The organism is Inquilinus sp. YAF38 (assembly GCF_052113205.1).
Taxonomy (GTDB): Bacteria; Pseudomonadota; Alphaproteobacteria; order DSM-16000; family Inquilinaceae; genus Inquilinus.
The window spans coordinates 34,063-57,752 of sequence record NZ_JBFRCU010000023.1 but is presented as its reverse complement, the minus strand read 5'-3'; the positions used below and the strand labels follow the sequence as shown (position 1 = coordinate 57,752).

General features: G+C 69.9%; 22 protein-coding genes and 1 tRNA gene. 5 read left to right on the top strand and 18 right to left on the bottom strand.

Annotation, left to right across the window (positions count from 1 at the left end):
• The first annotated feature begins 65 nt into the window (after positions 1 to 65).
• Complete coding sequence (locus AB4Z01_RS13015; RefSeq protein ID WP_441694218.1) at positions 66 to 1,706, top strand: long-chain-fatty-acid--CoA ligase; 1,641 nt, start codon at positions 66 to 68, stop codon at positions 1,704 to 1,706.
• A gap of 1 nt (position 1,707) precedes the next feature.
• Here the strand turns inward: AB4Z01_RS13015 and AB4Z01_RS13010 are convergent, their stop codons facing one another.
• Together AB4Z01_RS13010 and proB are read right to left on the bottom strand one after the other, a co-directional pair.
• The gene (locus AB4Z01_RS13010; RefSeq protein WP_441694216.1) at positions 1,708 to 2,496 is read right to left on the bottom strand and encodes a hypothetical protein; all 789 of its coding nucleotides are present in this window, start codon (positions 2,494 to 2,496) and stop codon (positions 1,708 to 1,710) included.
• Between the two features lie 62 nt (positions 2,497 to 2,558).
• Positions 2,559 to 3,674 carry a glutamate 5-kinase gene (gene proB / locus AB4Z01_RS13005; RefSeq protein WP_441694214.1) on the bottom strand — a complete coding sequence of 372 codons (1,116 nt, stop codon included), beginning with the start codon at positions 3,672 to 3,674 and terminating at the stop codon, positions 2,559 to 2,561.
• Positions 3,675 to 3,814: 140 nt separating this feature from the next.
• Between proB and AB4Z01_RS13000 the strand changes: the two genes are divergently transcribed.
• Positions 3,815 to 4,159 (top strand): gamma-glutamylcyclotransferase family protein, encoded by a 345-nt coding sequence (locus tag AB4Z01_RS13000; protein ID WP_441694213.1) that lies wholly within the window; start codon positions 3,815 to 3,817, stop codon positions 4,157 to 4,159.
• 161 nt (positions 4,160 to 4,320) lie between these two features.
• Here AB4Z01_RS13000 and AB4Z01_RS12995 read toward each other — a convergent pair whose 3' ends face one another.
• The 4 genes from AB4Z01_RS12995 to rplU all read right to left on the bottom strand — a co-directional run bounded on the left by AB4Z01_RS12995 (position 4,321) and on the right by rplU (position 6,953).
• Complete coding sequence (locus AB4Z01_RS12995; protein WP_441694212.1) at positions 4,321 to 5,127, bottom strand: hypothetical protein; 807 nt, start codon at positions 5,125 to 5,127, stop codon at positions 4,321 to 4,323.
• A gap of 32 nt (positions 5,128 to 5,159) precedes the next feature.
• Entirely contained in the window at positions 5,160 to 6,224 is a 1,065-nt protein-coding gene (obgE, locus tag AB4Z01_RS12990; protein ID WP_441694210.1) for a GTPase ObgE, read from the bottom strand.
• A 135-nt stretch (positions 6,225 to 6,359) separates the two neighbouring features.
• Complete coding sequence (gene rpmA, locus AB4Z01_RS12985; protein ID WP_429228069.1) at positions 6,360 to 6,623, bottom strand: 50S ribosomal protein L27; 264 nt, start codon at positions 6,621 to 6,623, stop codon at positions 6,360 to 6,362.
• A gap of 15 nt (positions 6,624 to 6,638) precedes the next feature.
• A complete protein-coding gene (gene rplU, locus AB4Z01_RS12980; RefSeq protein ID WP_395681932.1) occupies positions 6,639 to 6,953 on the bottom strand; it encodes a 50S ribosomal protein L21 in 315 nt (104 codons plus the stop codon).
• Positions 6,954 to 7,213: 260 nt separating this feature from the next.
• Between rplU and AB4Z01_RS12975 the strand changes: the two genes are divergently transcribed.
• Positions 7,214 to 7,303 (top strand) — tRNA-Ser (locus AB4Z01_RS12975).
• Positions 7,304 to 7,434: 131 nt separating this feature from the next.
• Here the strand turns inward: AB4Z01_RS12975 and AB4Z01_RS12970 are convergent.
• The 11 genes from AB4Z01_RS12970 to AB4Z01_RS12920 form a co-directional block, all read right to left on the bottom strand.
• Positions 7,435 to 7,941 carry a GNAT family N-acetyltransferase gene (locus tag AB4Z01_RS12970; protein ID WP_441694207.1) on the bottom strand — a complete coding sequence of 169 codons (507 nt, stop codon included), beginning with the start codon at positions 7,939 to 7,941 and terminating at the stop codon, positions 7,435 to 7,437.
• Positions 7,938 to 8,228: a type II toxin-antitoxin system TacA family antitoxin gene (locus AB4Z01_RS12965; RefSeq protein WP_441694205.1), complete on the bottom strand. Its 291-nt coding sequence runs from the start codon at positions 8,226 to 8,228 to the stop codon at positions 7,938 to 7,940. Before AB4Z01_RS12965 ends, AB4Z01_RS12970 begins: the two co-directional genes overlap by 4 nt.
• Before the next feature lie 82 nt (positions 8,229 to 8,310).
• Positions 8,311 to 9,420 (bottom strand): DSD1 family PLP-dependent enzyme, encoded by a 1,110-nt coding sequence (locus AB4Z01_RS12960; protein WP_441694203.1) that lies wholly within the window; start codon positions 9,418 to 9,420, stop codon positions 8,311 to 8,313.
• 19 nt (positions 9,421 to 9,439) lie between these two features.
• A complete protein-coding gene (locus tag AB4Z01_RS12955) occupies positions 9,440 to 11,062 on the bottom strand; it encodes a GMC family oxidoreductase (RefSeq protein WP_441694202.1) in 1,623 nt (540 codons plus the stop codon).
• A complete protein-coding gene (locus tag AB4Z01_RS12950) occupies positions 11,059 to 11,586 on the bottom strand; it encodes a hypothetical protein (protein ID WP_441694200.1) in 528 nt (175 codons plus the stop codon). The genes AB4Z01_RS12955 and AB4Z01_RS12950 overlap by 4 nt, the downstream gene beginning before the upstream one ends.
• The gene (locus tag AB4Z01_RS12945; protein ID WP_441694198.1) at positions 11,583 to 13,037 is read right to left on the bottom strand and encodes an aldehyde dehydrogenase family protein; all 1,455 of its coding nucleotides are present in this window, start codon (positions 13,035 to 13,037) and stop codon (positions 11,583 to 11,585) included. The genes AB4Z01_RS12950 and AB4Z01_RS12945 overlap by 4 nt, the downstream gene beginning before the upstream one ends.
• Positions 13,037 to 14,185 carry an amidohydrolase/deacetylase family metallohydrolase gene (locus AB4Z01_RS12940; protein WP_441694196.1) on the bottom strand — a complete coding sequence of 383 codons (1,149 nt, stop codon included), beginning with the start codon at positions 14,183 to 14,185 and terminating at the stop codon, positions 13,037 to 13,039. Before AB4Z01_RS12940 ends, AB4Z01_RS12945 begins: the two co-directional genes overlap by 1 nt.
• Before the next feature lie 26 nt (positions 14,186 to 14,211).
• The gene (locus AB4Z01_RS12935) at positions 14,212 to 15,228 is read right to left on the bottom strand and encodes an ABC transporter ATP-binding protein (RefSeq protein WP_441694194.1); all 1,017 of its coding nucleotides are present in this window, start codon (positions 15,226 to 15,228) and stop codon (positions 14,212 to 14,214) included.
• A gap of 14 nt (positions 15,229 to 15,242) precedes the next feature.
• Positions 15,243 to 17,147: an ABC transporter permease gene (locus AB4Z01_RS12930; protein ID WP_441694192.1), complete on the bottom strand. Its 1,905-nt coding sequence runs from the start codon at positions 17,145 to 17,147 to the stop codon at positions 15,243 to 15,245.
• A gap of 70 nt (positions 17,148 to 17,217) precedes the next feature.
• Complete coding sequence (locus AB4Z01_RS12925; protein WP_441694190.1) at positions 17,218 to 18,531, bottom strand: ABC transporter substrate-binding protein; 1,314 nt, start codon at positions 18,529 to 18,531, stop codon at positions 17,218 to 17,220.
• A gap of 259 nt (positions 18,532 to 18,790) precedes the next feature.
• Positions 18,791 to 19,573 (bottom strand): SDR family NAD(P)-dependent oxidoreductase, encoded by a 783-nt coding sequence (locus AB4Z01_RS12920; RefSeq protein WP_441694188.1) that lies wholly within the window; start codon positions 19,571 to 19,573, stop codon positions 18,791 to 18,793.
• Positions 19,574 to 19,851: 278 nt separating this feature from the next.
• On the opposite strand from AB4Z01_RS12920, the gene AB4Z01_RS12915 reads away from it, so the two are divergent.
• Entirely contained in the window at positions 19,852 to 21,135 is a 1,284-nt protein-coding gene (locus tag AB4Z01_RS12915; protein ID WP_441694186.1) for an ROK family protein, read from the top strand.
• Positions 21,136 to 21,158: 23 nt separating this feature from the next.
• Here the strand turns inward: AB4Z01_RS12915 and AB4Z01_RS12910 are convergent, their stop codons facing one another.
• The gene (locus tag AB4Z01_RS12910; protein ID WP_441694184.1) at positions 21,159 to 22,478 is read right to left on the bottom strand and encodes a mandelate racemase/muconate lactonizing enzyme family protein; all 1,320 of its coding nucleotides are present in this window, start codon (positions 22,476 to 22,478) and stop codon (positions 21,159 to 21,161) included.
• A 150-nt stretch (positions 22,479 to 22,628) separates the two neighbouring features.
• Here AB4Z01_RS12910 and AB4Z01_RS12905 point away from each other — a divergent pair, with 150 nt between their 5' ends.
• The gene (locus tag AB4Z01_RS12905; protein WP_441694182.1) at positions 22,629 to 23,666 is read left to right on the top strand and encodes a LacI family DNA-binding transcriptional regulator; all 1,038 of its coding nucleotides are present in this window, start codon (positions 22,629 to 22,631) and stop codon (positions 23,664 to 23,666) included.
• Positions 23,667 to 23,690 lie beyond the last annotated feature (24 nt).

The window sequence follows — 23,690 nt, the reverse complement described above, 5'->3', positions numbered from 1 at the left end:
TTTCCCTGTGGCTCCGGCTGGCTTTCCCCTTATCCTCTCGTGAAAGAATGACGGGGGAGGATTCGATGCTCGGCCGGATGCAGCACGAACCCTTGCAGATCGGATCGCTGCTCGACCAGGCGGCGCGGCTGCACCGGGGCTCGCGGGTCGTCACCCAGCGCCGCGACGGCAGYACCGTCACCCACTCCTACCCCGAGATCGCCGCCCGCACCGCCCGGCTGGCCCATGCCCTGGCCGCACGCGGCGTGGCCCAGGGCGAGCGGCTGGCGACGCTGGCCTGGAACGACCATCGCCACCTCGAGCTCTATTACGGCGTCAGCGGCATCGGCGCGGTGTGCCACACGGTCAATCCGCGGCTGTTCCCGGACCAGATCGCCTACATCCTGGCCGATGCCGGCGACACCCACCTGTTCCTGGACCCGATGGCCCTGCCCATCCTGGCCGGGATCGGCGACCGGCTGCCAGCGGCCCTGAAGACCCTGGTGCTGCTGGAGCCGCCGGCCGAGCCGATAGCGCCCGCCCTGGCCGCCCGCTTCGAGATCCTGGATTACGAGGCGCTGATCGCCGGCCATGCCGAGACCTTCGACTGGCCGGTGCTGGACGAGAATACGGCCGCCTTCCTCTGCTACTCCTCCGGCACCACCGGCGAGCCGAAGGGCGTGCTGTCCTCGCACCGCTCGACCCTGCTGCACGCCTATGCCGCCAACCAGCCGGACGTGTTCGGGCTGCGCGCCACCGACACCGCCATGCCGGTGGTGCCGATGTTCCACGTCAACGCCTGGGGCATCCCCTTCGTCGCCCTGCTGGCCGGGGCATCGCTGGTGCTGCCCGGTCCGCGGCTGGACGGCGCCTCGCTGTTCCGGCTGATCGAAGCGACCGGCGTGACCTTCTCGGCCGGCGTGCCGACGATCTGGCTCGGCCTGTTGGCCCATCTGCGCGAGAGCGGCGGCCGCTTCGCCCGCCCGCCGCGGCTGGTGATCGGCGGCTCGGCCTGCCCGTTGCCGATGATCGAGGCGTTCGAACGCGACTACGGCGTCGAGATCGGCCATGCCTGGGGCATGACCGAGACCAGCCCGATCGGCCTGTTCAACGCGCCGAAGCCGGAGACACTGGACCGGGACGAGACGGAGCAGCGCGCCTTGAAGCGCAAGCAGGGCCGGCCGATCCCGGGGATCCGGCTGCGCATCGCCGATGCCGAGGGAAACGACGTGCCGGCGGACGGCGTCGCCTTCGGCGAGATCCTGGTGCGCGGCCCCTGGGTCGCCGCCGCCTATTTCGGCCGCGACGACGACCCCGCCTTCACCCCGGACGGCTGGTTCCGCACCGGCGACGTCGCCACCGTCGACGGCAGCGGCTTTGTCGAGATCGTCGATCGGGCCAAGGACGTGATCAAGTCCGGCGGCGAATGGATCAGCTCGATCGCGCTGGAGAACATCGCCGTCGGCCACCCCAAGCTGCGCGAGGCCGCGGTGATCGGCGCCCGCCACCCGAAATGGGACGAGCGGCCGGTGCTGATCGCCGTGCCGGCCGAAGGCGCCGCCCCGACCCGGGACGAAATCCTGGCCTGGTTCGACGGCAAGGTCGCGAAATGGTGGCGCCCGGACGACGTGGTCTTCGTCGACGAGCTGCCGCATACCGCCACCGGCAAGCTGCTGAAAAGCGAGTTGCGGAAGCGGTATCGCGACCATCTGGGGAAGGACGCGTAGGTCAGGCCGATAGCCCCGGAATGACGCCGGCCGCTGCGCCCAGCCGGGTGCGGACCAAGGTGTCGACCGCCCGCACGGCATCGGGCTCGTGGACGTGACCGGAGGGCAGTTCCCCCGCCTCGACTCCTGTTGCCCGCTGCAGCATATCGAGCTCGTCTTCGGTCAGTTCCTCAGACGTCGCCACCACCGGGATCTCCGGTCCCGCGACGCGGATACCCAGTTTGATCTCGGTCCGCGGCGCATAGACAATGGCGATGTTGCGCGCCAACGTCCGCCACAGTGCTGGACGCCCATCCCATTCCGGGGGCACGCGGTCGGCGTGGATCCACCAGCTTCGCTCCGTACGTGCCAGCACGATCTGCGCCCTCGGCGCCATTGTGGACCACCAATTCAATACATACCGTGGCGTGCCCACTGCTACATCGGCTATCGGATGCACCCAGAACGCCACCGCCCCCTGGAGCGCCATCCGCTCCAGCGCCACACGCCCCTCGGACGGCAGCCGGTTCCAATAGGCCTTTCGCCGATCGAACCGCACTCCGAGCATCTCGGCGCCCACAAGGACGACCGCCACTATGGCGCCAAGACCGACCAGCCCAGTCCACATCCGACGTAAGAAGGCAAGGGCGTCGACGCCGGGCCGCAGGATCGCGACCGTCGCGATGGCGATCAGAGGCAGCAACACCCCGGCGCCGGCACCGGCGAGTGCTAGGATCCAATACCGCGAGGCCGGCCAGCCGAGCTGAGTCCCCTTCAGGAATTCGGCGACGGATCGTTCCTCGTCCGACATCAGCACGGTCTCGCGCGGATCGGCGCCCCGCCGCGGCACGAAGCGGCGGAGAGGATCATCCCTCACCCCAGCACCAGGTCGTCGCGGTGGATCATCTCGTCCCGGCCGCGATAGCCGAGGATGGCCTCGATCTCGCGGCTCTTGTGGCCGCGGATGCGGTCGGCGTCGTCGGAATCATAGGCCGAGAGGCCGCGGGCCAGCACCCGGCCGTCGCTATCCTTGACCGCGATCGGGTCGCCGCGGCGGAAGCTGCCCTCGACCGCGGTGACCCCGGCCGGCAGAAGGCTGCGGCCATCGGCCAGCGCCCTGGCCGCGCCGGCGTCGATCACCACCGACCCGACCGGCTTCAGCGAGCCGGCGATCCAGCGCTTGCGGGCGGTGCGCGGCTCCGCCCCCGGCACGAACCAGGTGCAGGGCGCGCCGGATTCGATCCGTTGCAGCGGCGCCGCCTCCTTGCCCATGGCGATGACCATGCGGCAGCCGGCGCCCATGGCGATGCGGGCGGCGACCAGCTTGGTCACCATGCCGCCGGAGGAATAGCCGGGCAGCGCCTCGCCGGCCATCGCCTCGATCTCCGGCGTCAGCTCGCCGACCTCCGGGATCAGCGTCGCCGAGGGGTCGCGCTTCGGGTCGGCGGTGTACAGCCCGTCGATGTCGGACAGCAGCACCAGCGTGTCGGCCGAGATCATCTGCGACACCCGCGCCGCCAGCCGATCATTGTCGCCGAAGCGGATCTCGGCCGTGGCCACCGTGTCGTTCTCGTTGATCACCGGCACCGCGCCGAGCCGCAGCAGCGTCTCGATCGTGGCGCGGCCGTTGAGGTGGCGGCGGCGGTCCTCGGTGTCCTGCAGGGTCAGCAGGATCTGGGCCACGGTGATGTCGTGCCGGGCCAGCGTCTCCTGATAGGCGTGGGCCAGCCGGATCTGCCCGGTGGCCGCCGCCGCCTGCTTCTCCTCCAGCCGCAGCGCCCGGCCCTTGAGGCCGAGATGCTCGCGCCCCGCCGCGATGGAGCCGGAGGAGACGATCACCACCTCCTGCCCGCGCGCCCGGCAGCGGGCGACGTCGTCGGCCAGAGCGTCGAGCCAGGCGCGGCGCAGCTGCCCGGTGCGCGGGTCGACCAGTAGCGCGGAGCCGACCTTGACGACGATGCGGCGGGCCTGGGCGAGGGAAGCGGTCATGAGGGCATTCGGCGGACGGAAGAGAGGCTTCTTCCTAGCCCTCCGACCGCACCCGAGCCAAGCCGTTCCGCGACCCGCCCTCCCCTCGCCGCGGCACGGCGGCTATGATCCGGCGCGACACCCGATTCCAAGGATGCCTCATGACCGAGGACGCGACCGTCCTGCTGTTCTCCTACGGCACGCTGCAGCAGGAGAATGTCCAGCTGTCATCCTTCGGCCGCCGGCTGGAGGGGACGCCCGACGCGATGCCGGGCTGGCGGCGCGGCGAGATCGAGATCACCGACCCCGAGGTGATCCGCACCAGCGGCAAGCGCTTCCATCCGATCGTCGAGCCCGGCGACGCCGCGGACGAGGTGGCGGGCACGGTGTTCCACATCACCGCAGCCGAGTTGACCGCCGCCGATGCCTATGAGGTGTCGGACTACAAGCGGATCCTGGTCCGGCTGCGCTCCGGCCTGGAGGCGTGGGTGTATGTGAGGCGCTAGCGACCCAGCGCACTGGTGGTCAGGAGTTTCATATCACTTATGTCATGCCCGGGCTTGACCCGGGCATCCAGTGGGTCTCGACATTCTCTGGATTGCCGGGTCAAGCCCGGCAATGACATCAATGGGATATCCGGGACCAGGAGCGCTCTTCGTTGGTGCCCTCAGCCCCGGCCGAGCGCCCGGCGGATCGCGGTCTCGACCGGGGAATAAGCGCCGTCCGGCCGCTCCAGCCGATAGGGCTCGGCCAGGCCGAGCGAGGGCTGCGCCAGGAAGCGCGGTTCCGTCCCGCGATGCCGCTGCGCCGCGTGGATCATGAAGGGGTGGCACAGATAGACCGTGCCGGCCTCGCCGGTCGCCAGCGCCTCCGGCCGGCCGGCGCCGACCCGGTCGACCTTCGGAGTGGCCAGCCCCGCCTCCCCCGCCGGCTCGAGGAACCGTGCCATATCGAGATGCGAGCCGACCCGGAGCCGCGTCGGCGCGTCGTCCGGCCCGATGTCGGAGAACAGGAACAGCATCACCAGCGCCCGGCCGCGCGAGCTGACATTCACTCGCCAGGACGAGTAGTCGCTCCGCTCGTTCGGGTCGCTGCTGTCGCCGGGGAAGCTGACATCGACATGCCAGCCGTCGTCGTTGGGCGCCGCCCGGGCCGGGAAGCGGACCGGAAAGGTGCCGAGATCGGCGCGCGGCTGCCAGCGGCCTGGGCCGACCAGCCGGTTGAGCGCGGCGTGGAGGGCCGGCGTGTTCGCCGCCTGCCGGAACGGCTCCTGCCCGTACCAGCCGAGCCGGACGACCGGCTGGGTCCAGGACTTCGGGTCCTGCGGGTCGCCGGGCAGGTCCCGCCACAGGATGGCGCGCGCCTGCTCGGCCAGGTCGCGGGAAAAGGCCCCGTCGATGCGAACGAATCCGTCCGCGATGAACCGCTCCACCTGCGCGTCGTCGAGCGGGTGCGACGGAGACTCGAAGGCCATCGGCTTCTCCCGTTCGCCCCCGACCGGGCCGCTCAGTCGGAGTCGGTCGCCGCCCAGGGCGTGATGTCGACCGGCGCCGCCTCTTCCTCGAGCGGGGCCGGACGGCTCTCGGCGATGCGGGCCCAGAGCAGGCGCAGCACGTCCTGCACGCCGCCGCCGGTGGCGCCGGACAGGGCGACGACCTTGGCCTTGCGGCCGGCCGCGGCCTTCAGCGCCTTCAGCCGCGCCGCGATCGTCTCCTTGTCGAGCGCGTCGGTCTTGTTCAGACCGACGATCTCCAGCTTGCCGGCCAGGCCGCCGCCATAGGCCGCGAGCTCGCCGCGGACCACGCGATAGGCCTCCGCCACATCCTCGCTCGTGCCGTCGACCAGGTGCAACAGCACATTGCAGCGCTCGACATGGCCGAGGAAGCGGTCGCCCAGCCCGGCACCCTCATGCGCGCCCTCGATCAGGCCGGGGATATCCGCCAGCACGAACTCGTGGTCGTCGCTGCGGACCACGCCGAGATTCGGGTGCAGCGTGGTGAAGGGATAGTCGGCAATCTTCGGCTTGGCCGCGGTGGTGGCGGCCAGGAAGGTCGACTTGCCGGCATTGGGCAGCCCGACCAGCCCGGCATCGGCGATCAGCTTCAGCCGCAGCCAGACCCAGCGCTCCTCCCCCGGCCAGCCGGGATCGAAGCGGCGCGGGGCACGGTTGGTCGAGGTCTTGAAATGGGCGTTGCCGAAGCCGCCGTCGCCGCCCTTGAGCAGCCGCAGGCGCTGCCCGACCTCGGTCAGGTCGGCCAGCACCGTCTCCTTGTCCTCATCCAGCACCTGGGTGCCGACCGGCACGCGCAGCACGGCATCGTCCCCGGCGGCACCGAACCGGTCGGAGCCCATGCCGTGATGGCCGCGGTCAGCCTTGAAATGCTGCTGGTAGCGGTAGTCGATCAGGGTGTTCAGCCCGTCCACCGCCTCGACCCAGACGTCGCCGCCGCGGCCGCCATCGCCGCCGCTGGGGCCGCCGAACTCGATGAACTTCTCGCGCCGGAAGGCGACGCAGCCATTCCCGCCGTCGCCGCTCTTCAGGAAGATCTTGGCTTCGTCGAGGAACTTCATGGCCGAATCGCCCCGTGCCGCCGGCCCCGGGGCCGGCCCTCTTCTTGTCGCATCAAATAGGAAACGGGGGAATGGTCGCCCATTCCCCCGCTTCACCATAGTCTCGTGCCTGCGAGCCCCCGAAGGGGCGAGGCGTTACTCCGCGGCTTCCGCCTGGGCGATCGACACCGTCATCCGGCCGCCGGCCGACTTGAACTGGACGCTGCCGGGAACCAGGGCGAACAGGGTGTGGTCCTTGCCCATGCCGACATTGACGCCGGGATGGAACTTGGTGCCGCGCTGCCGCACGATGATGTTGCCGGGAATGACGGCCTGGCCGCCGAAAATCTTGACGCCGAGGCGCTGACCAGCCGAATCACGGCCGTTGCGCGACGAACCACCGGCCTTCTTATGTGCCATCTGTCGATCTCCTCTTTACGCGCCGGCGATGGCGGTGATCTTGAGCACCGTCAGGTCCTGGCGGTGGCCCTTCTTCCGCCGGTAGTTCTGGCGGCGCTTCTTCTTGAAGATGATGATCTTCGGGCCGCGGGTCTGCTCGACCACCTCGGCGGTGACCGAGGCACCGGCCAGAACGGGGGTGCCGATCTGGATGGCCCCCTCGCCGCCGAGCATCAGCACCTCGTCGAGGGTGACGGACGCGCCGGGCTCGCCGGCGAGGCGCTCGACGGTAATGAGCTGGTCCTGGGCGACCCGGTACTGTTTCCCGCCGGTGCGGATGACTGCGAACATGGTCAAGCTGCCGTCGACTAGGAGGATGGCCCGTTGGCGGTCCGTCCTCAGGTGATCAAAAACGAGCACGGGTGCCAGCCGAACCAGCACCCGTGTCCGTGAACGCGGCACTATAGTCAGGCGCGTCGGCGTGTCAACGGCGGAATGCGGAGCGGGGGATTCCACCCCGCAATCGACGCTTGCGTGGTGGAACGCTCTCCACTATGTTCCGCGCCGGCCACGCGGAGGGGGTCTTTACAGACCGCCCGCCATGCCTCTGCGGAGAGGTGCTAGAGTGGTTGAATAGGACGGTCTCGAAAACCGTTGTGTCTGCAAGGGCACCGTGGGTTCGAATCCCACCCTCTCCGCCATTTGATCCCAAGGCGATCATCCCGCGATACAGCGAAATCAGCCACTTACGGCACAGTCAGCTCGGCGGCGTTGCCCAGTTTGTTACACGCGGCGGCGGCAAGCGGGCCCAGCGCGACCGGGCATTGGCGGGTCATGGCGATATCACGCTCAACGCCGTCGCGACCGGCAGATAGAGCGTGCGGGGGCGCCGGACCAAGGGCGTGAAGCCGAAGGCCGCATAGAACGCCGCCGCCCGGTCGTCGATAGCGTCGGCAAAGATGGCGTGGGCGCCGATCGGCGCGGTGGCGACGGTCTTGATCGCATCGAACAGCAAGGCTTCTCCGAGCCCTTGCCCGGCGAAATCGCTGTGTCGCCCGAGCCAACCGATCAGCACCGCCGGGACGGTCGGGTAGCGCGGCAGCTTCTTCGCGATCGGCTCGGGAACCTCGGTCAGCGGCACGTTGCTGGAGGAAAGGGTGTAGAAGCCCGCCACCTGGTCCGTCGCGATCTCCCTCGCGACGAAACAGGTGGCGTATCTGCGCTTCACGTCCCGCCAGACGGTCTCGCGGAAATAACTGTCGATCCGGTCGTTGCCACAGGTGAAGTCCGCCCGCCTGTGCGCCTTCGCCGGCGGCCCAATGGCGAAGCGGACGCTCACCGGCGCTCGATCAGCTCGGCATGGCGCTTCGCTGCGCGGGCCAACCGCGCGTTCGGCTTGGGCGGATCGATCAGCGCCTCGGCGAAGCGGATTTGATCCTCGCGCGCAAGGCGCATGATGTCGGCGTCCTCGACGACACGCCTTGCGTCCTCGCCAGCGGTGGCGATGAGGTAACCGGTCAGGGTCATGCCGCGCAGCCGGGCGGCGCGCTGCATCTGGTCGTAGATCTGGACCGGGATGCGCGCTTCCAATCGGGCAGTCTCGGCTTCACCTTCGAGCTTGGGCATGGCGGCCTCCTTCGCTCGAACATATACGGCAAATTGCCGTATTTTCAAGCCGCCCTTCGTAACCCAAGCTGCTGACCGCCCTTCACGCCATCGCACCGCGGGCGGCGACCGGCCACAGGCACTCGACCCGTCCGTTGCGGGTGCCGACATACCAGTCGTAGCGGTCGACCGTCGGGTCGCAATGGCCCGGCACCAGGCGCAGCCGCTCGCCGAGCTTCGGCCGATCGGCGCCGGGATCGATCACCAGCCGGCCATGCTCGTCCGACGGGCCCTCGTAGCGGATGCCGTCGCGGCCCCAGACCAGGGGCATGCCGCTGTCGGTCGGCAGCGCCTTGTGCCCGGCATCGACCACGGCGGCGCCGTCGCGCGGCACGCTCATCACCGTGGCCAGCACGAACAGGGCGTGGCGGAAGGGCGGTGGCGGGTCGTTGCGGGCGTAGTCCGCGTCCATGAAGGCGTAGGAGCCGACCTGCAGCTCGGTGAACACGCCGCTGGCCGCCTCCAGCGCGAAGGTGCCGGTGCCGGCGCCGCCGACGATCGGGCAGCCGAGGCCTGCGCCACGCAGCCCCTCCACCGTCCGCCGCGCCGCGTCGGCCGCTTCGGCGATGGCGGCGGCACGCTCCTCCGGCGACCGGCGGTGCTGGGCGCGGCCGTGATAGGCCTGCAGCCCGCCGAACACGAGGTGCCGGCTGGCGGCGATGCGCCGGGCCAGCGATACCGCCTCGTCGCCCGGCGCCACGCCGCAGCGGCCGGTGCCGACATCGATCTCGACCAGCACGGTCAGCCGCGTGCCCGCCGCCTCCGCCGCGGCCTCGATCGCCGCCACGCCATCGGGATGGTCGGCGCAGACGGCGACCCGCGCGATCCGGGTCAGCGCCGCCAGCCGCGCCAGCTTGCGCGCACCGACCACCTCGTTGCTGACCAGGATGTCGGGCACGCCGCCCCAGGCCAGCACCTCGGCCTCCGCCACCTTCTGGGTGCATTGGCCGACCGCACCGCGCGCCAGCTGCAGATGGGCGATCACCGGCGATTTGTGGGTCTTGGCATGCGGCCGCAGCTTCACCCCGGCCGCCGCGGCCAGCCCGGCCATATGGTCGAGATTGGCCTCGAAGGCGTCGAGGTCGAGGATCAGGGCCGGGGTGTCGACCTCCTCCTCGCGCATGCCCGGCTCGGCCGGCGGCGGCTGCAGCATCGATCGGACTCCCTCGGGCTCAGGCCGCCATCGGCCGGGTCGCGCCCTTCAGCTCGCGGAAATTGTCGCGGATATGGGTCGCCGCCCGCAAGGCCAGGGCCGAGATCGTCGGGGTCGGGTTGACCACGCCGCCGGTGGCCAGGACGCTGCCGTCGACGATGAACAGGTTCGGCACGTCCCAGCTCTGCTGCCATTTGTTCACCACCGACGTCTCCGGGTCGCTGCCCATGCGGCAGGTGCCGATCATGTGCCAGGCCGGGGTGCGGTAGACGCCGTCCTTGTCGCGGTAGTCCTGCAGCTTGACCTCGAAGGCGCCGGCGGCGGTGCCGATGTCGACCAGCCGGTCGAGCATGTAGTTCATCATCCGCCGGTCGTTCTCACCCGGCGCGTAATGCATGGTCGCGACCGGGATGCCGTCGGCATCGCGCTTCACCGGATCGAGGGCGACGCGGTTCTCCGGGTTCGGCAGGTCGTCGCCGATGGCGTAGACGCCGATGCCGTGGCCGAAATGGCGCTCGAACCAACGGTGGTGATCACGGCCCCAAGGCGCCCGGGTCTCGGTGATCCAGCCGGCGGCGACTTCCGCCGCGGCCGAGGTGCTGGTCAGGCAGTTGAAGTTGAAGCCGTTGACGAAGCCGCGGCTGGTGTCGGTCTCGGCGAATTGCCGGCTGATCAGCGAGGCGACATAGCCCATATGGCCGTCGATCGGCTCGTCGACCCAGATCTCGGCCCCCACCAGCGTGTGGTGCAGCAGGTTGCGGCCGACCTGGTCGGACTGGTTGGCGAGGTTGTCCGACGCCAGCAGCAGCCGCGGCGTGCCGACGCCGTTGGCGGCGACGACCACGATCTCGGCCGGCTGGAACTCGGTGCGGCCGGTCTCGCGGTCGATATAGACGGCGCCGGTGGCCCGGCCGTCCCTGCCCTTCTCGATTCGCAGCACCCGGGCATGGATGCGCAGCTCGGTCCCGGCCGACAGGGCCTTGGGCCAGATCGACAGCGAATACTTGCTCATCGACCCGCGCGGGCAGCCGTTGCAGATGCCGCAGCCGTTGCAGCCCGGCCGGCCGTCGTAATCCTCCGAGATCACCCCTGCCTCGGCCGGCCACCAGTGCCAGCCGAGATGGTCGAAGGCCTGGGACAGCCGGCGCGCCGCCTTGGTGAAGGGCAGCGGCCCGGTCGGGCACGCGTCGCGCGGCGGCATCGCCGGGTCGCCGGCCAGGCCGCTGACGCCGATCATGCGGTCCGCCACCTCGTAGAACGGGGCGATGTCCTCGTAGGCGATCGGCCAGTTCGGCTGCAGCCCGTGCTCGTCGCCCTTGCGGAAGTCCGACGGGCGGTAGCGCGGCCAGATCGCGCCATAGACATTGGTCGAGCCGCCGACGCCGTTCCACATCAGCACCTGCGAGCTGTCGGAGACGACCGGGTAGTCGTCCGGATGGTGGCGGCGGTTGACGTCGGCGTTCCACCGGGTCTTTCGCTGCCAGGACCAGTCGGAGCTGTAATGCGGGTGGTCGCCGGCCTCGACCCATGAGCCTTGCTCGAGGCAGACGACGTTCAGCCCGGCCTGGGCCAGCACCACGGCGGCCAGCGAGCCGGTGGCGCCGGCACCGATGATCAGGACGTCGCAGGTTGGCTTGGTCATCGCTTCAGGCCCCAGGCTTGCGTGCGGTCGGTGTCGAGATCGAGGGCGGAGATGTCGACCGGGCGCACATCCCCGGTCGGCAGCCAGCGGCCGCGGCCGTGCTTCGGCGCGTCGCGGGCCGGGTCGAAACGCTGCAGCGGGTAGCCCTTCACATGCGGCCGCAGCTGGTAGGGATGACCCTGGGCGTTGATCACCGCGACCACATAGGGGCTTTCGTAATAGGCGAAGTACGCGGCGTCGCGGACCCAGCCGAACAGCTCCGGCTCCGCCGCCTCCAGGGCCTTGACGATGGCGATCCGCCGCTCCTCCGGATGATCGGCGAAGGGACCGCCGGCTCGCAGGATCGCCTGAGAGAGGCGCGCGAGGTCCGGCTCGCCGCGCTCCTCGACCAGCCGGATCGCCAGCGTCGACTGGACGCCGATGGTGGCGCCGGAGGGCCAGTCGCCATCGCCCGGCAGCAGCAGGTCGACGAGGTCGGCCAGCAGCCGGGCCGCGACGGCGGATGAAGGTGTGGTTGTCGTCATTTCCCGGTCCGGGTGATCGAGATCATCTTGAGTTCGGTCATCGCCTCGAGCGTGTGGCGCCCGCCGAGGCGGCCGATGCCGCTCTTCGTGCCGGAGCCGCCGCCGAAGGGCAGGTGCAGCTCCCACCAGGTGCTGCCGGCATTGACGTTGACGATGCCGGCCGGGATCGCCTCGCCGAAGCGCAGCGCCCGGTCCATGTCGGCGGTGAACACACCGACGCTGAGGCCATGCTCGGTGTCCAGCGCGAGGTCCAGCGCCTCATCGTCATCGTCGAAGGCCAGCACCGGGACCACCGGGCCGAACGTCTCCTCCCGGTTGATCTTCATCTCGCGGGTGACGCCGGTGATCACGGTCGGCTCGAAGAACAGGTCGCTGCCCAGGTCCGGCCGCGGCTTGCCGCCGGCCAGGACCGTGGCGCCGCGGGCGACGGCGTCGTCGACATGCTCGCGCACCTTGGCCGCGACCTTCGGGTTGTTCAGCGGCCCCATGGTCGTGCCCTGCTGCAGCGGGTCGCCCAGTTTGTGCGACCGGGCGATCTCGACCAGCCGCTGCGCCAGGGGCTCGACGATGCTGCGATGGGCCAGGACCCGGCCGGTGGCGGCGCAGACCTGGCCGGCGTTGAAGAAGGCACCGCCGGCGGCTGCCGCGGCGGCACGGTCGAGATCGGCGTCCGCGAACACCAGCACCGGCCCGTTGCCGCCGAGCTCCAGCAGCATCGGCTTGCCGGCGCCACGCTCGGCGATGCGCTGGCCGGTGGCCGGGCTGCCGGTGAAGCCGATGCCGTTGGTGTCGGGATGGCCGACGATCTCGTCGCCGACCACCGCCCCCTCCCCGATCACCAGGTTGACCACGCCGGGCGGCAGCCCCGCCGCCTCGATCGCGCGCATCAGCTCGACCGCGGCCATCGAGGTGGTCGGCGCCGGCACCCAGACGATGGCGTTGCCGGTGGCGATGCCGGGGGCGAGGTACTCGACCGGGATGTTGACCGGGAAGTTCCAGGGCGTGATCACGGCGTAGACACCGCGCGGCTGGCGCAGGGTCAGCACCAGCTTGCTCGGATCCTCCGCCGGCAGGGTCTCGCCGCCCAGCTGCTTGACCAGCTCGGCCGCCAGCCGGAACCCGTCCGCCGCCTTGCCGACCTCGCCCTGCGCCTCCTTGAAAGGCTTGCCCTGCTCCAGGCTCAGGGTGCGGGCGATGCGGTCGCGCGCGGCGTCGATCTGCGCCGCGATGTCGAGGCAGGCCTTCGCCCGCTCCCACACCGGCGTGGCGRCCCAGCCGGGCTGCGCAGCCCGCGCGGTGGCGATGGCGCGCCGCGCCGTCTCGCGGCTGCTGCGCGGCAGGCGACCGATCGGCTCGCCGGTCGCCGGGTTCACCGCCGGCATCCATTCCGGCTCGGTTTCCCAGCACCCGCCGATATGGTTGGCGAAGGTCTCGACGTCGCCGCGCTGCATCACTTCGTTCCTTCCGCCGGGTGCCACCAGCGCCCGTTGACCACGACGCCCTCGGCGAAGATCCGACGGTCGGCGGTGACGATCTCGCCGCGCACATCCTCCAGCGGGAAGGCGCCGTCCTTCAGCGACAGGATGCTGGCATCGCCGACGCTGCCGGGCTTGAAGGTGCCGAGCTCGGGCCGGTTCAGCGCCTTGGCGGCGTTGACGGTCGAGGCCGCGATCACCTCGTCGAGCGGCATGCCCAGCGCCAGGAACTTCGACAGCGTCGTCACCTGGTCGTAGGCCGGGCCGTTGATGCACAGCGCGTGGACGTCGGAGGAGATGGTGTCCGGCTTGAAGCCGTGGTCCAGCATCGTCCGCGCGGTCTTCCAGCCGAACGATCCCTTGCCGTGGCCGATGTCGAACAGCACGCCGCGCTGCCGCGCCGCCAGCACCTCGGGCTTGATCGTGCCGTCGCGGGTGACCGGCGAATTCGGGAAGGGCCGGAAGCAGTGGGTCAGCACATCGCCCGGCCGCAGCCGGTCCACCACCGCCTCATAGGAGGGCGGCGGCTCGTCGATATGGACCATCAGCGGCAGGCCGGTCTCGTCGGCCACCTGCAGGGCGACGTCGAGCGGGGCGATGCCGGCCGGGCCGCTGGCGATGCGGCCGATGCGGACCTTGATGCCGATGATGACGTCGCGGTTCGCCTCCGCCACCTCGACCGCGTCCCGCGCCGCCATCAGCCGGATGTCGTGGCTTTCCCCCACCATGACCCGTTCGGAGAAGGCGAAGATGCCGGCGAAGGAGACGTGGAGATAGACCAGGATGCGGATCTGGCTCGGCTCGATCACATGCTTGCGGAAGCCCGGGAAGTTGCCGGGGCCGGCGCTGCCGGTGTCGACGCAGGTGGTGACCCCGCTTGTCCGCGCGAAGTCCTCGGCGTCGATGCCGAGCGAGGTACCGCCCCAATAGACATGGGTATGCAGGTCGATCAGCCCCGGTGTGACGATCAGGCCGGAGACGTCGCGGACGGCGCCGCCGCCAGGGTCCAGGCCGGCGCCGACCGCCGCGACCTTGCCGCCGGCGAAGGCGACGTCGGCGACGCGGTCGATGCCCTGCGACGGGTCGATCACCCGACCGTTCCTGAGCACGAGATCGAAGGCCATGGGAGCAACGCTTCCTTGCGGTGAAATCAGACCCGGGCGCCGCTGGCGCGGTCGAACAGGTGGATGCTGCGATCGCCGGCGGTCAGGGTCAGGCTGGCGCCGGGGCGCAAGGCCCCGGGATCGCCGCAGGTCGCCTTGACCATGCGGTCGCCGACCAGCACGTCGAGGAAATGGATCGGCCCGGCCGGCTCGATCAGCGCCAGCTCGCCGGTCAGGGACAGCGCCCCGTCCTCCGATCCGGTGGACGGCGTCAGGTCGTGCGGGCGGATGCCGACGACCCGGCTGTCGTCCTGGCCGCCGGAGACGGCGGAGCCGKGCAGGAAGTTCATCTGCGGGCTCCCGATGAAGCCGGCGACGAACTGGTTGGCGGGCTCGCGATACACCGCCATCGGGTCGGCGAATTGCTGCAGCACGCCGTCATGCATCACAGCGATCCGGTCCGACAGGACCATCGCCTCCTCCTGGTCATGGGTGACGAAGATGGTCGTCACCGCCAGCTCGCGCTGCAGGCGCTTGATCTCGGTCCGCATCCGCACCCGCAGACTGGCGTCGAGGTTGGACAGCGGCTCGTCCATCAAAAGCGCCGCCGGGTTGCGGACGATGGCGCGACCGACGGCGACGCGCTGGCGCTGGCCGCCGGACAGTTCGGCCGGCGACCGGTCCAGCAGTTCCTCCAGCCCCAGCAGCTCCGCCGCCCAGGCGACCTGGCGCTTGATGGCGTCGGCGCCGACCCTCTGCTGGCGCAGCGGGAAGGCCATGTTGTCCCGCACCGCCATGTGCGGATAGAGGGCGTAGTCCTGGAACACCAGGGCGATGTTGCGGTCGCGGGGCGCCAGGCCGCTGATGTCGCGCCCGTCGAACAGGATGCTGCCGGTCGAGATCTCCTCCAGCCCGGCAATGCAGTAGAGCAAGGTGCTCTTGCCGCAGCCGGACGGGCCGAGGAAGGAGATGAACTCGCCATCGGCGATGTCGAGGTCGAGCCCCTTCAGCACCCGGTGCTGGGAGTAGCTCTTGGACACGGCGCGGATGTTGATCGAGGTCATGCGGGCCTCCCGGCTCAGCCCTTGACGGCGCCTGAGAGCGCGCCCTGGACGAGGTAGCGTTGGAACAGGAAGGCGATGAGCACCGGCGGCGCGATCGACAGCACGCTGGCGGCGAACATCGGCCCGTATTCGTAGAAGCGCGCTTGGCTGAGGAAGCCCGACAGCACCACCGGGATGGTCTGCGACGCGGGGGTCGAGGTCAGGATCAGCGCGAACAGGAACTCGTTCCAGCTGACCAGGAAGCAGAAGATCGCGGCGGCGATGATGCCCGGCCGGGCCACCGGCAACAGGATCTTCCACAGCATCTTCAGCCGCGAGCAGCCGTCGATCAGCGCCGCCCGGTCCAGGCTGACCGGGATGCCCTCGAAGTAGCTCTTCATCATCCAGGCGCTGAGCGGCAGCAGGATGCTGCTGTAGGCGATGACCAGCCCGGTGCGGGTGTCGATCAGCCCCAGCGTGCGGAAGATGACGAAGAAGGGCAGCACCAGGGTCAGCGCCGGCGTCATCCGGGTCAGCAGCAGGCCCCACAGGCTGATCCGGAAGAAGCGGGCCTTGCCGTGCCGGGCGAAGGCGTAGCCTGCCAGCGTGCCCAGGGCGACGCTGATCGTCACCACCACCACGCCGACGATGAAGCTGTTCAGCAGCGACAGCGGCACCCGCTTGGCCTGGACGCTGGTCTCGTTGCCGGCCGCCAGCTCCGGCGCCAGCACCGCGGTGAAGTTCTGCAGCGTAAAGCCGCTGGGGATCATGGTGGGCGGCGTCCGGATCAGGTCCGAGGCCGGGGTGATGCTCATCAGCACCAGGGCGATCACCGGCAGCGCCGACCACAGGAAGATCAGTAGGGCGGACAGGGCGAAGCCGCAGCGGGCCAGCACGGCCTCGACCGGCCGGGGCAGCCGCGCCCGCGGCCGGTAGCGCGGCAGCGTCACCATGGCGTGGCGACGGCCGGCGCCGACCCGGCCGCTGTCCGGGACGATGCCGCTGGAGGCCTCGGCCGCCCGGCTCTGCCGCGGCCCGAGCACCAGGAAGTACAGGATCGCCAGGACGAAGCTGAGGATGGTGAGGCCGTACAGGATCGCCGCCCCTTCCCCGAACTTCAGGAACTGGAAGGAGTAGAGGTAGCCGAGCCAGGCGAAGACCGTGGTGGCGGCGCCCGGCCCGCCGCGGGTCATGATCCACAGGATGTCGAAGGCCATCAGCGAGTTGATCGTCGCGATGATGGCGATGAACAGCAGGTTGGGCTTCAGCCAGGGCAGCGTGATGGCGAAGAAGCGGGCGACCGGCCCGGCGCCGTCCAGCATGGCCGCCCGGTGCAGGTTCCCCGGCATCGACTGCAGCCCGGCCAGCAGCAGCAGGGCGGTCAGCGGCGCCTGGTTCCAGACCTGGGTCAGGGCGACCAGGTTGAGTGCGCGAAAGCCATCGCCGAGCCAGGGCGTGGCCAGGAAGCCGAGGCCGAGATCGTTGAGCAGCCCGTTCAGCGCGCCGTAGTCGCCGGCATAGACGAAGGACCAGAGGACGCCGACCGAGACCGGCGCCATGGCCCAGGGCACCAGCATGACGCTGCGCAGGAAGCCGCGCCCGGCGAAGCGCTCGTTCAGCACCAGCGCCATGGCCATGCCGATCAGGGTGGTGCCGATCACCGAAAAGGCGGCGAAATAGCCGGTGCGGCCCAGCGCCGCCCAGAACTCGGCATTGCCGAGCATGCCGGCATAGTTGTCGAGCCCGACGAAGATCCAGCGCTTGGTGATCGGGTTGGTGCGGTGGAGGCTGAGATACAGGCTGTAGGCCAGCGGCAGGCCGACGACGGCGATCACGATCGCCAGCGTCGGCGCCACCGCGCCATAGGCGAAGCCCGGGATCCGTCCGATGCGGCGGCGCGGGCGGGTGATGGCAGCTGCTTGCGGAATGGTGATCGTCACCGGGCCGCCCCTCCGACGAATGGCTGGCGAAGGACGATCGCGGCACGGCCGCGACCGCCGTTCCTGCCGGCTACTGGTATTGCTGCTTCAGCTCGGCGACCTTCTTGYCGAGCTCGTCGACGATCTGGTCGGTCGACATGCTGCCACGGATGTATTCCTGCACCCGCTGCATCATGAACAGGTCCCATTCCGGGAACCAGATCTGCTTGGCGATGTCGCGGGAGGTGGCGAGCTCGAGCTGCTTGTTGGTGACGGCAAGGTCGCGCCACGTGCCGAAGCTGGCGACGACTTCGGGATCGGCCATCACCTCCTTGTAGGCGGAGCCCAGGCCGAAATCGAGCGCCCAGCGCTTGATCACATGGTACTGGCCGTCCTTGGACTTGCCGCCGAAGAAGCGCAGCAGGTTCCAGGTCCGGTCGATGTCGGTCGGCTGCGCCCCCATCATGTAGACGGCGGTCCAGGCGAAGGTCGACTTGGTCTTGCCCGGCATCAGGGCGTTCTTCACCTTGCCGGCGGCCTTGGAGAGCTTGGGATCGTTGGCGACCTTCTGGTCGTAATCGTGCAGCACCATGAAGGTGTGGCGGCCGGTGGCGTAGCTGGGCACGCCTTCATTCGGCAGCGTCATGATATCGGCCGCCACCAGCTGCTCCTTGTACAGGGCCTGGTGCGTCTCCAGCACCTTGCGCAGCGCGGCGTCGTCGACGAAGTCGCTCTTCGCATCGAAGACGGGCGCGCCTTCCGCGTACCAGCAGGAGAAGATGCTCCAGGACAGCTCCGGCCATTTCTGGCCCCAGGCGCTGTTGTAGGGCGCGTCCGACACGCCGTCCTTCTTCAGCTTGCGGCAGGCGTCGAGCAGCGAATCCCAGCTGTCCGGCACCGCCAGCCCGGCTTTCTGCAGATGCTCCTCATTGTAGATGAAGGCGTTGTGCCCGGCGTAATAGGGCAGCCCCGCCAGCTTGCCGTTGGGCAGCGACATCGACTTGACGCTGACCGGGAACATGCCGGCCTTCATCTCGTCGACACCGTCCAGCCCCTCGAGGTCGCGGGTCCACTCCGCCGTGCACCAGCGGGCGATGTGGTCTTCCTCGGCATACAGCATGTCGATGCGCTGGCCGCCGGTCAGCTTGGTTTCGACCACCGGGTGATAGTCGCCGGTCACCAGCTCGTAATTGACGTTCTCGTCATACAGCTTCTTGAAGGTGTTGACGTTCTCTTCGACGATCTGCGGCTGGAACTGCCAGCCGATGAAGCTCAGGGGCGTGGCCGGCGCGGCGCGGGCCAATCGGCCGCCGAGCCCCGTCAAGGCGGCGCCCGACCCCAGGGCGGCGCCCTGCAGCAGACGACGGCGGGACATCAGATAACGACCCAACAGATCCTTATCCATTCGCCTCTCCTGTGATTTTTCGGGCTTGCTTCCATCCGGCAGGACCGCCGGCACGGGCTCGCTTCATTGGTATGTTTGTTATAGATCCAAACAAACTAGTCGTCAACGCGGGATGCGTATGGAATGCGTGCGGGGCGCCCAGGCTCGAATTCACCGCGAAGGAGGCGGCGCCGGCGGCAAGACGGAATCCCGCGGACCACCCTGCCGTCTCGCGACCGGCCGAAGGGGTGAACCGGCGGGGTGCCGTCCTGCCAGGGGCTCACCACAACGTGTAGCCGCCATCGATCACATAGGCGGCGCCGGTGACATAGGTCGCGGCGGGGCTGGCCAGATAGACCGCGAGCGGCCCGATCTCGGGCGGGTTGCCGGGGCGGCCCATCGGCACCTGCCGGACGAAGGTCTCGATGACGTCGGGCCGCGTCTCGTTCCAGTGCCGGTTCGCGTCGGTCATGAACAGGCCGGGGCAGATGGCGTTGACGGTGATGCCGTGCGGCGCCCAGTCGGCCGCGGCGCAGCGGGTGAAGTGCAGCACCGCCGCCTTGCTGGTCTCATAGTGGCGGCCACCGATGCCGCGATTGGCGATCAGGGCGCTGATCGAGGCGATGTTGATGATCCGCCCGCCCTGGCCGCGCTTCAGCATGGCACCGCCGATCAGCTTGGTCGCGAGAAAGCAGCTGGTCAGGTTGAGGTCCATCAGCGACCGCCAGTCCGCCAGCGTCTCCTCCTCGATCGGGACGTTGAGGTCGCGGTTGCCGACATTGTTGATCAGGATGTCGATCGGGCCGAGCTCGGCGAGGATCGTCCCGCAGGCCGTCTCGCACTCCTCCGGCACCGCCATATCGGTACTGACCGTCCAGGCCTGGCGGCCGACGGCACGGATGTCGGCGGCGGTCTGGTCGAGCGTCTCCTGCGTGCGGCCGGTGATGATGATGTCGGCGCCGGCCTCGGCCAGTGCCAGGGCCATCTCACGGCCGAGGCCCCGGCTTGCGCCCGTGACCAGCGCCCGCTTGCCGTCGAGGCCGAACCATTCCTGCAGTCCCATCTGGGTCTCCGATGTCGAAGGGTGTTGGTGTCGGGAACCGGGTACGGCGTTATTCGCGGTGCCGACCATAGACCGCGGACGAAACCGCACTGCAGTCTAAAGAAGACAGGTTTCGAACCGGCTATTCCGCATGTTTGTTATAATTCCTAACAAACTTGCGGTCAACGCGGTTACCATGGCGGAGCATGGGCCGGACGGAGTGGCGAGCGCTCCGGATCACGCACCACTGCGATAGACTATGTCGGGAGGCCGGACCCTGCCTCTTGGGAAGACGGGATATGTCGACTGGAAAGATGTCAGGCCGGGTGACGGGGACCGCCGCGCGGGGTCGGGATGGAGACAGCGCCGCCGAGGCATCCCCGGCCGCCGAGGCGGTGAAGCCGCGGCCCCATTCCCTGCTGTCCCCGGCCAAGATGGGCGACGTGAACCGGGGCCGGCTGCTGCAATCGCTGTTCGATCTCGGCCCGACCAGCCGCGCCGACCTCGCCCGCCATATCGGCGTCAACCGCGCCACCATCACCGGCATCGTCCAGCCGCTGATCGATGATGGCATCCTGGTCGAGGGCGAGCCCGCCTCGTCGGGCGGCGCCGGCGGCAAGCCGGCCCGGCCGCTGCAGTTCTCGCGCGATGCGCCGCAGATCGGAGCGGTGGCTCTGAGCCACGGCTCGGTCCGCACCGCGCTGGTGTCCTGGACCGGCGAGATCACGGCCCTCGAACGCGCCGAGTTCGCCACGGAGGGCGACGACCCCGGCCAGGCGGTCGCGGCGATCGCCGAGAGCCTGTCGCGCACCCTGTCGACCGCCCGGCAGCCGCCGCTGGGCATCGGCGTCGGCGCCACCGGCATGATCGACACGGACCGCGGCGTCATCGTCAAGGTCAACCTGGCGCCGGTCCTGTCCGGCCTCGGCCTCGGCGCGGCGCTGGAGGAGCGGACCGGCCTGCCGGTCTATCTCGACCACCATCCGCGGGCGCTGCTGCTGGCCGACCGCTGGTTCGGCATCGGCCGCAGCCTGCGCACCTTCGCGGTGCTGTACCTGTCGGACGTGATCGGCGGCGCCCTGCAGCTGGAAGGGCATCTGCAGAGCGGGCCGGCCGGCGCCGGCGGCGAGCTGGGCCACACCTTCGTCCAGCTCGACGGCGAGATCTGCGCCTGCGGCCGCCGCGGCTGCTGGGAGACGATCGCGACGATCGGCTGGCTGCGGCGCCAGGCGCAGGCCGCCGGATTGCCCGGGGCCGAGGCGATGACCCCTGCCCTGCTGGCCGGCCAGGCCGAGGCCGGCTCCGACGCGGCCGGGCGGCTGCTGGACCTCTATGCCCGCAACATCGCGGTCGGCATCGCCAACCTGCAGCAGACGCTGGCACCCAACCATTTCGTGCTGCACGGCGAGGTGGTCGAGGCCGGCGAGCGGCTGCGGGCGGCGATCGAGGCGCATGTCGGCCGCCTGGTGCCGCCGCGCCCCGGCAGCGACCCGCATGTGCTGCTGACCGACCAGCGAGGCTTCGCCACGCTGCGCGGGGCGGCGGGCATCGTGCTGTCGCGCCGGCTGCAGTTCCAGCTGTAGCGGGGTGCGGGGCGCCGGCTGCGTCACCCCCGCGACCGGCGCTCGAAGCCGATGCGGATGCGGTTCCACTCTTCGGTCGGCTGGAACAGGGCGCCGGGGTGGCGCAGCTGCGCCGCCACCGCCTCCTCGTTCAGCTCGATGCCCAGGCCCGGAGTGTCCGGCACGGTGACGTAGCCGCCCTCGAGATAATCGGGGTCGATCCCGGTCACCAGGTCGCCCCAGTTCGGGATGTCCAGCCCGTGATGCTCGACCGCCACCAGGCCGGAGATCGCGGCGCCACAATGGACATTCGCCATCAGGCCGATCGGCGTGCAGCAGGCGTGCAGCGCGGTCGCCAGGCCGAAGCGCTCGCCGTAGTCGGCGATGCGCTTGGTCTCCAGCATGCCGCCCGAGGTCAGCAGGTCGGGATGCAGGATGTCGAAGGCGCGGGTCTCGATCGGCTCGCGGAAGCCGTCCCAGAGATACAGCTCCTCGCCCGCCGCGACCGGGGTCAGCAGCGCGTCGGCCACTTTCTTGTGGCCGGCAAAATCGTGCCAGGGCAGCGGGTCCTCGACCCAGGCGAGATCGAACGGCTCCAGCGCGTGGCCCAGGCGGATCGCCTCGTCGGCGGTCACGAAGCCCTCGCCGAAATGGTCGATGCACAGCGAGATTTCGGGGCCGACCGCCTCGCGCACGGCGCGGACCACGTCGACCGCGGCGGCGATGCCCTTCTGGCTGAGCTTGATGCCCCGGCCAGCGCCCGGCGCGCGCCAGGCCTTGGCCAGGTCGTATTCGTGGCGGGTGGCCTGGCCGACCAGGGCGCCGTCGACCGCGTTGAAGAAGCGCGGCGGCAGGTCGAACTTGATGAAGGTCAGGCCCAGCGCCTTGCGCCGCAGCACCGCCTCGACATAGCCCTCCGGCGTCGGCTGGGCCGGGGCCGGCGTGTCGCCATAGATCCGCACCCGGTCGCGGTGCTTGCCGCCGAGGAACTGGTGGCAGGGCACGCCATAGGCCTTGCCGACCAGGTCCCACAACGCGATCTCGATGCCGGAGACGCCGCCCCCTTCCCGCCCCCAATTGCCGTAGCGGCGCAGGGCCGAGAAGATCATGTCGACATTGCAGGGATTCTGCCCCAGCAGCATGTGCTTGAACTGCAGGGCATATTCGGCATGGCCGCCGTCCCGCACCTCGCCGAGGCCGGAGATGCCCTGGTTGGTGTCGATCCGGATGATCGGGTGGTAGCCGCTGCCGACCACCACCGCGACCCGCAGATCGGTGATCCTGAGCTCGCTCGGCCGGGAATGGGTCGACGCGGCATCCTCGACCCTGCCCATGGCAGCGTCATCCAGACGTCCGGTGGTCATGGTCTCCGCCCCTGCAGTTTGCTGTTCGTTAGGTAATTTGCTATCATCACCAAACAAGTTGCGCAAGCCGGACCGGTTGCATGCGATGATGTTGACGGCGGAACCAGCGCTGCGGCAGAAGGTGCGGCCCAAACAGGAGCGCAACGCCGCATGAGCGCAGGCCGCGTCACCATCCAGGACATCGCCGACCGGCTCGGGATCTCGAAGTTCTCGGTGTCCCGTGCGCTGTCCGGCAAGTCCGGTGTCGGCGAGGCCACCCGCAACCGGGTGCTGCGCGCCGCCCACAGCCTGGGCTATCGCCGCAGCCAGGAGCTGCCAGCCGCCGATGGCCAGATCCTGTTCATCCGGCAGGAGATCGACCCGGTCTCCAGCGAGCTGTGGCTGAACATGCTGCACGGCGCCGAGCGCGAGGGCGAGCGGCTGGGCTTCTCGATCGTGCCGCGCCAGGCCCGGCATCTGGCCGAGGGCGGCCCGCTGGACAGTGCCGTCGCGGGGCTGATCCTGGCGGTGCCGCGGCCGCAGGAGATCTCCGCCACCGCCGCCTGCACGGGGCTGCCGGTGGTCTGCGCCACCTATGTCGGGGCGATGGAGCGGATCGACCAGGTGGTCGGCGCCGATTGGGAGGCCGGGGTCGGCGTGGCCCGGCTGCTGCTCGGGCTTGGCCACCGGGCCACGGCCTTCGTCCATGGCAGCACGCTGCCGCTTGGCCGGGCCGAGCGCTACCGCGGCTTCCGCGACGGCATGCTGGAGGCGCCGGACGCCACGGCCGAGGACATCGTCTTCGACGAGGCGGAGGGGTTCCGCGGCGTCTTCCTGGCCCATCTCCGTCGCGGCAGCGCGCCGACGGCGCTGTTCTGCGCCCATGACGGTATCGCCGTGAACGTGGTCTCGGACCTGCTGCGCCTGGGCATCCGCGTGCCCGAGGACATCTCGGTGGTCGGGTTCAACGACTTCGCCGCGGCCTCGCAGATGTCGCCGCGACTGACCACGGTGCGGACGCCGCAGGTCGAGATCGGCGCCGCCATGGTGCGCTGCATCGCCGACCGGCTGGGCGACGCCGAAGCCGCGGCCCGTCCGCCGGTGCGCCTGGCGCTGGTGGCCGAGATCGTCACCCGTGGCTCGACCGGCCCCGCCGCGCCGACGGCCTGGCTGGCGCCGGTGCTGAAGCGGGCGAAGGCGGCGAAATAGTGGGATCCGGCCTACCCGGTCCGC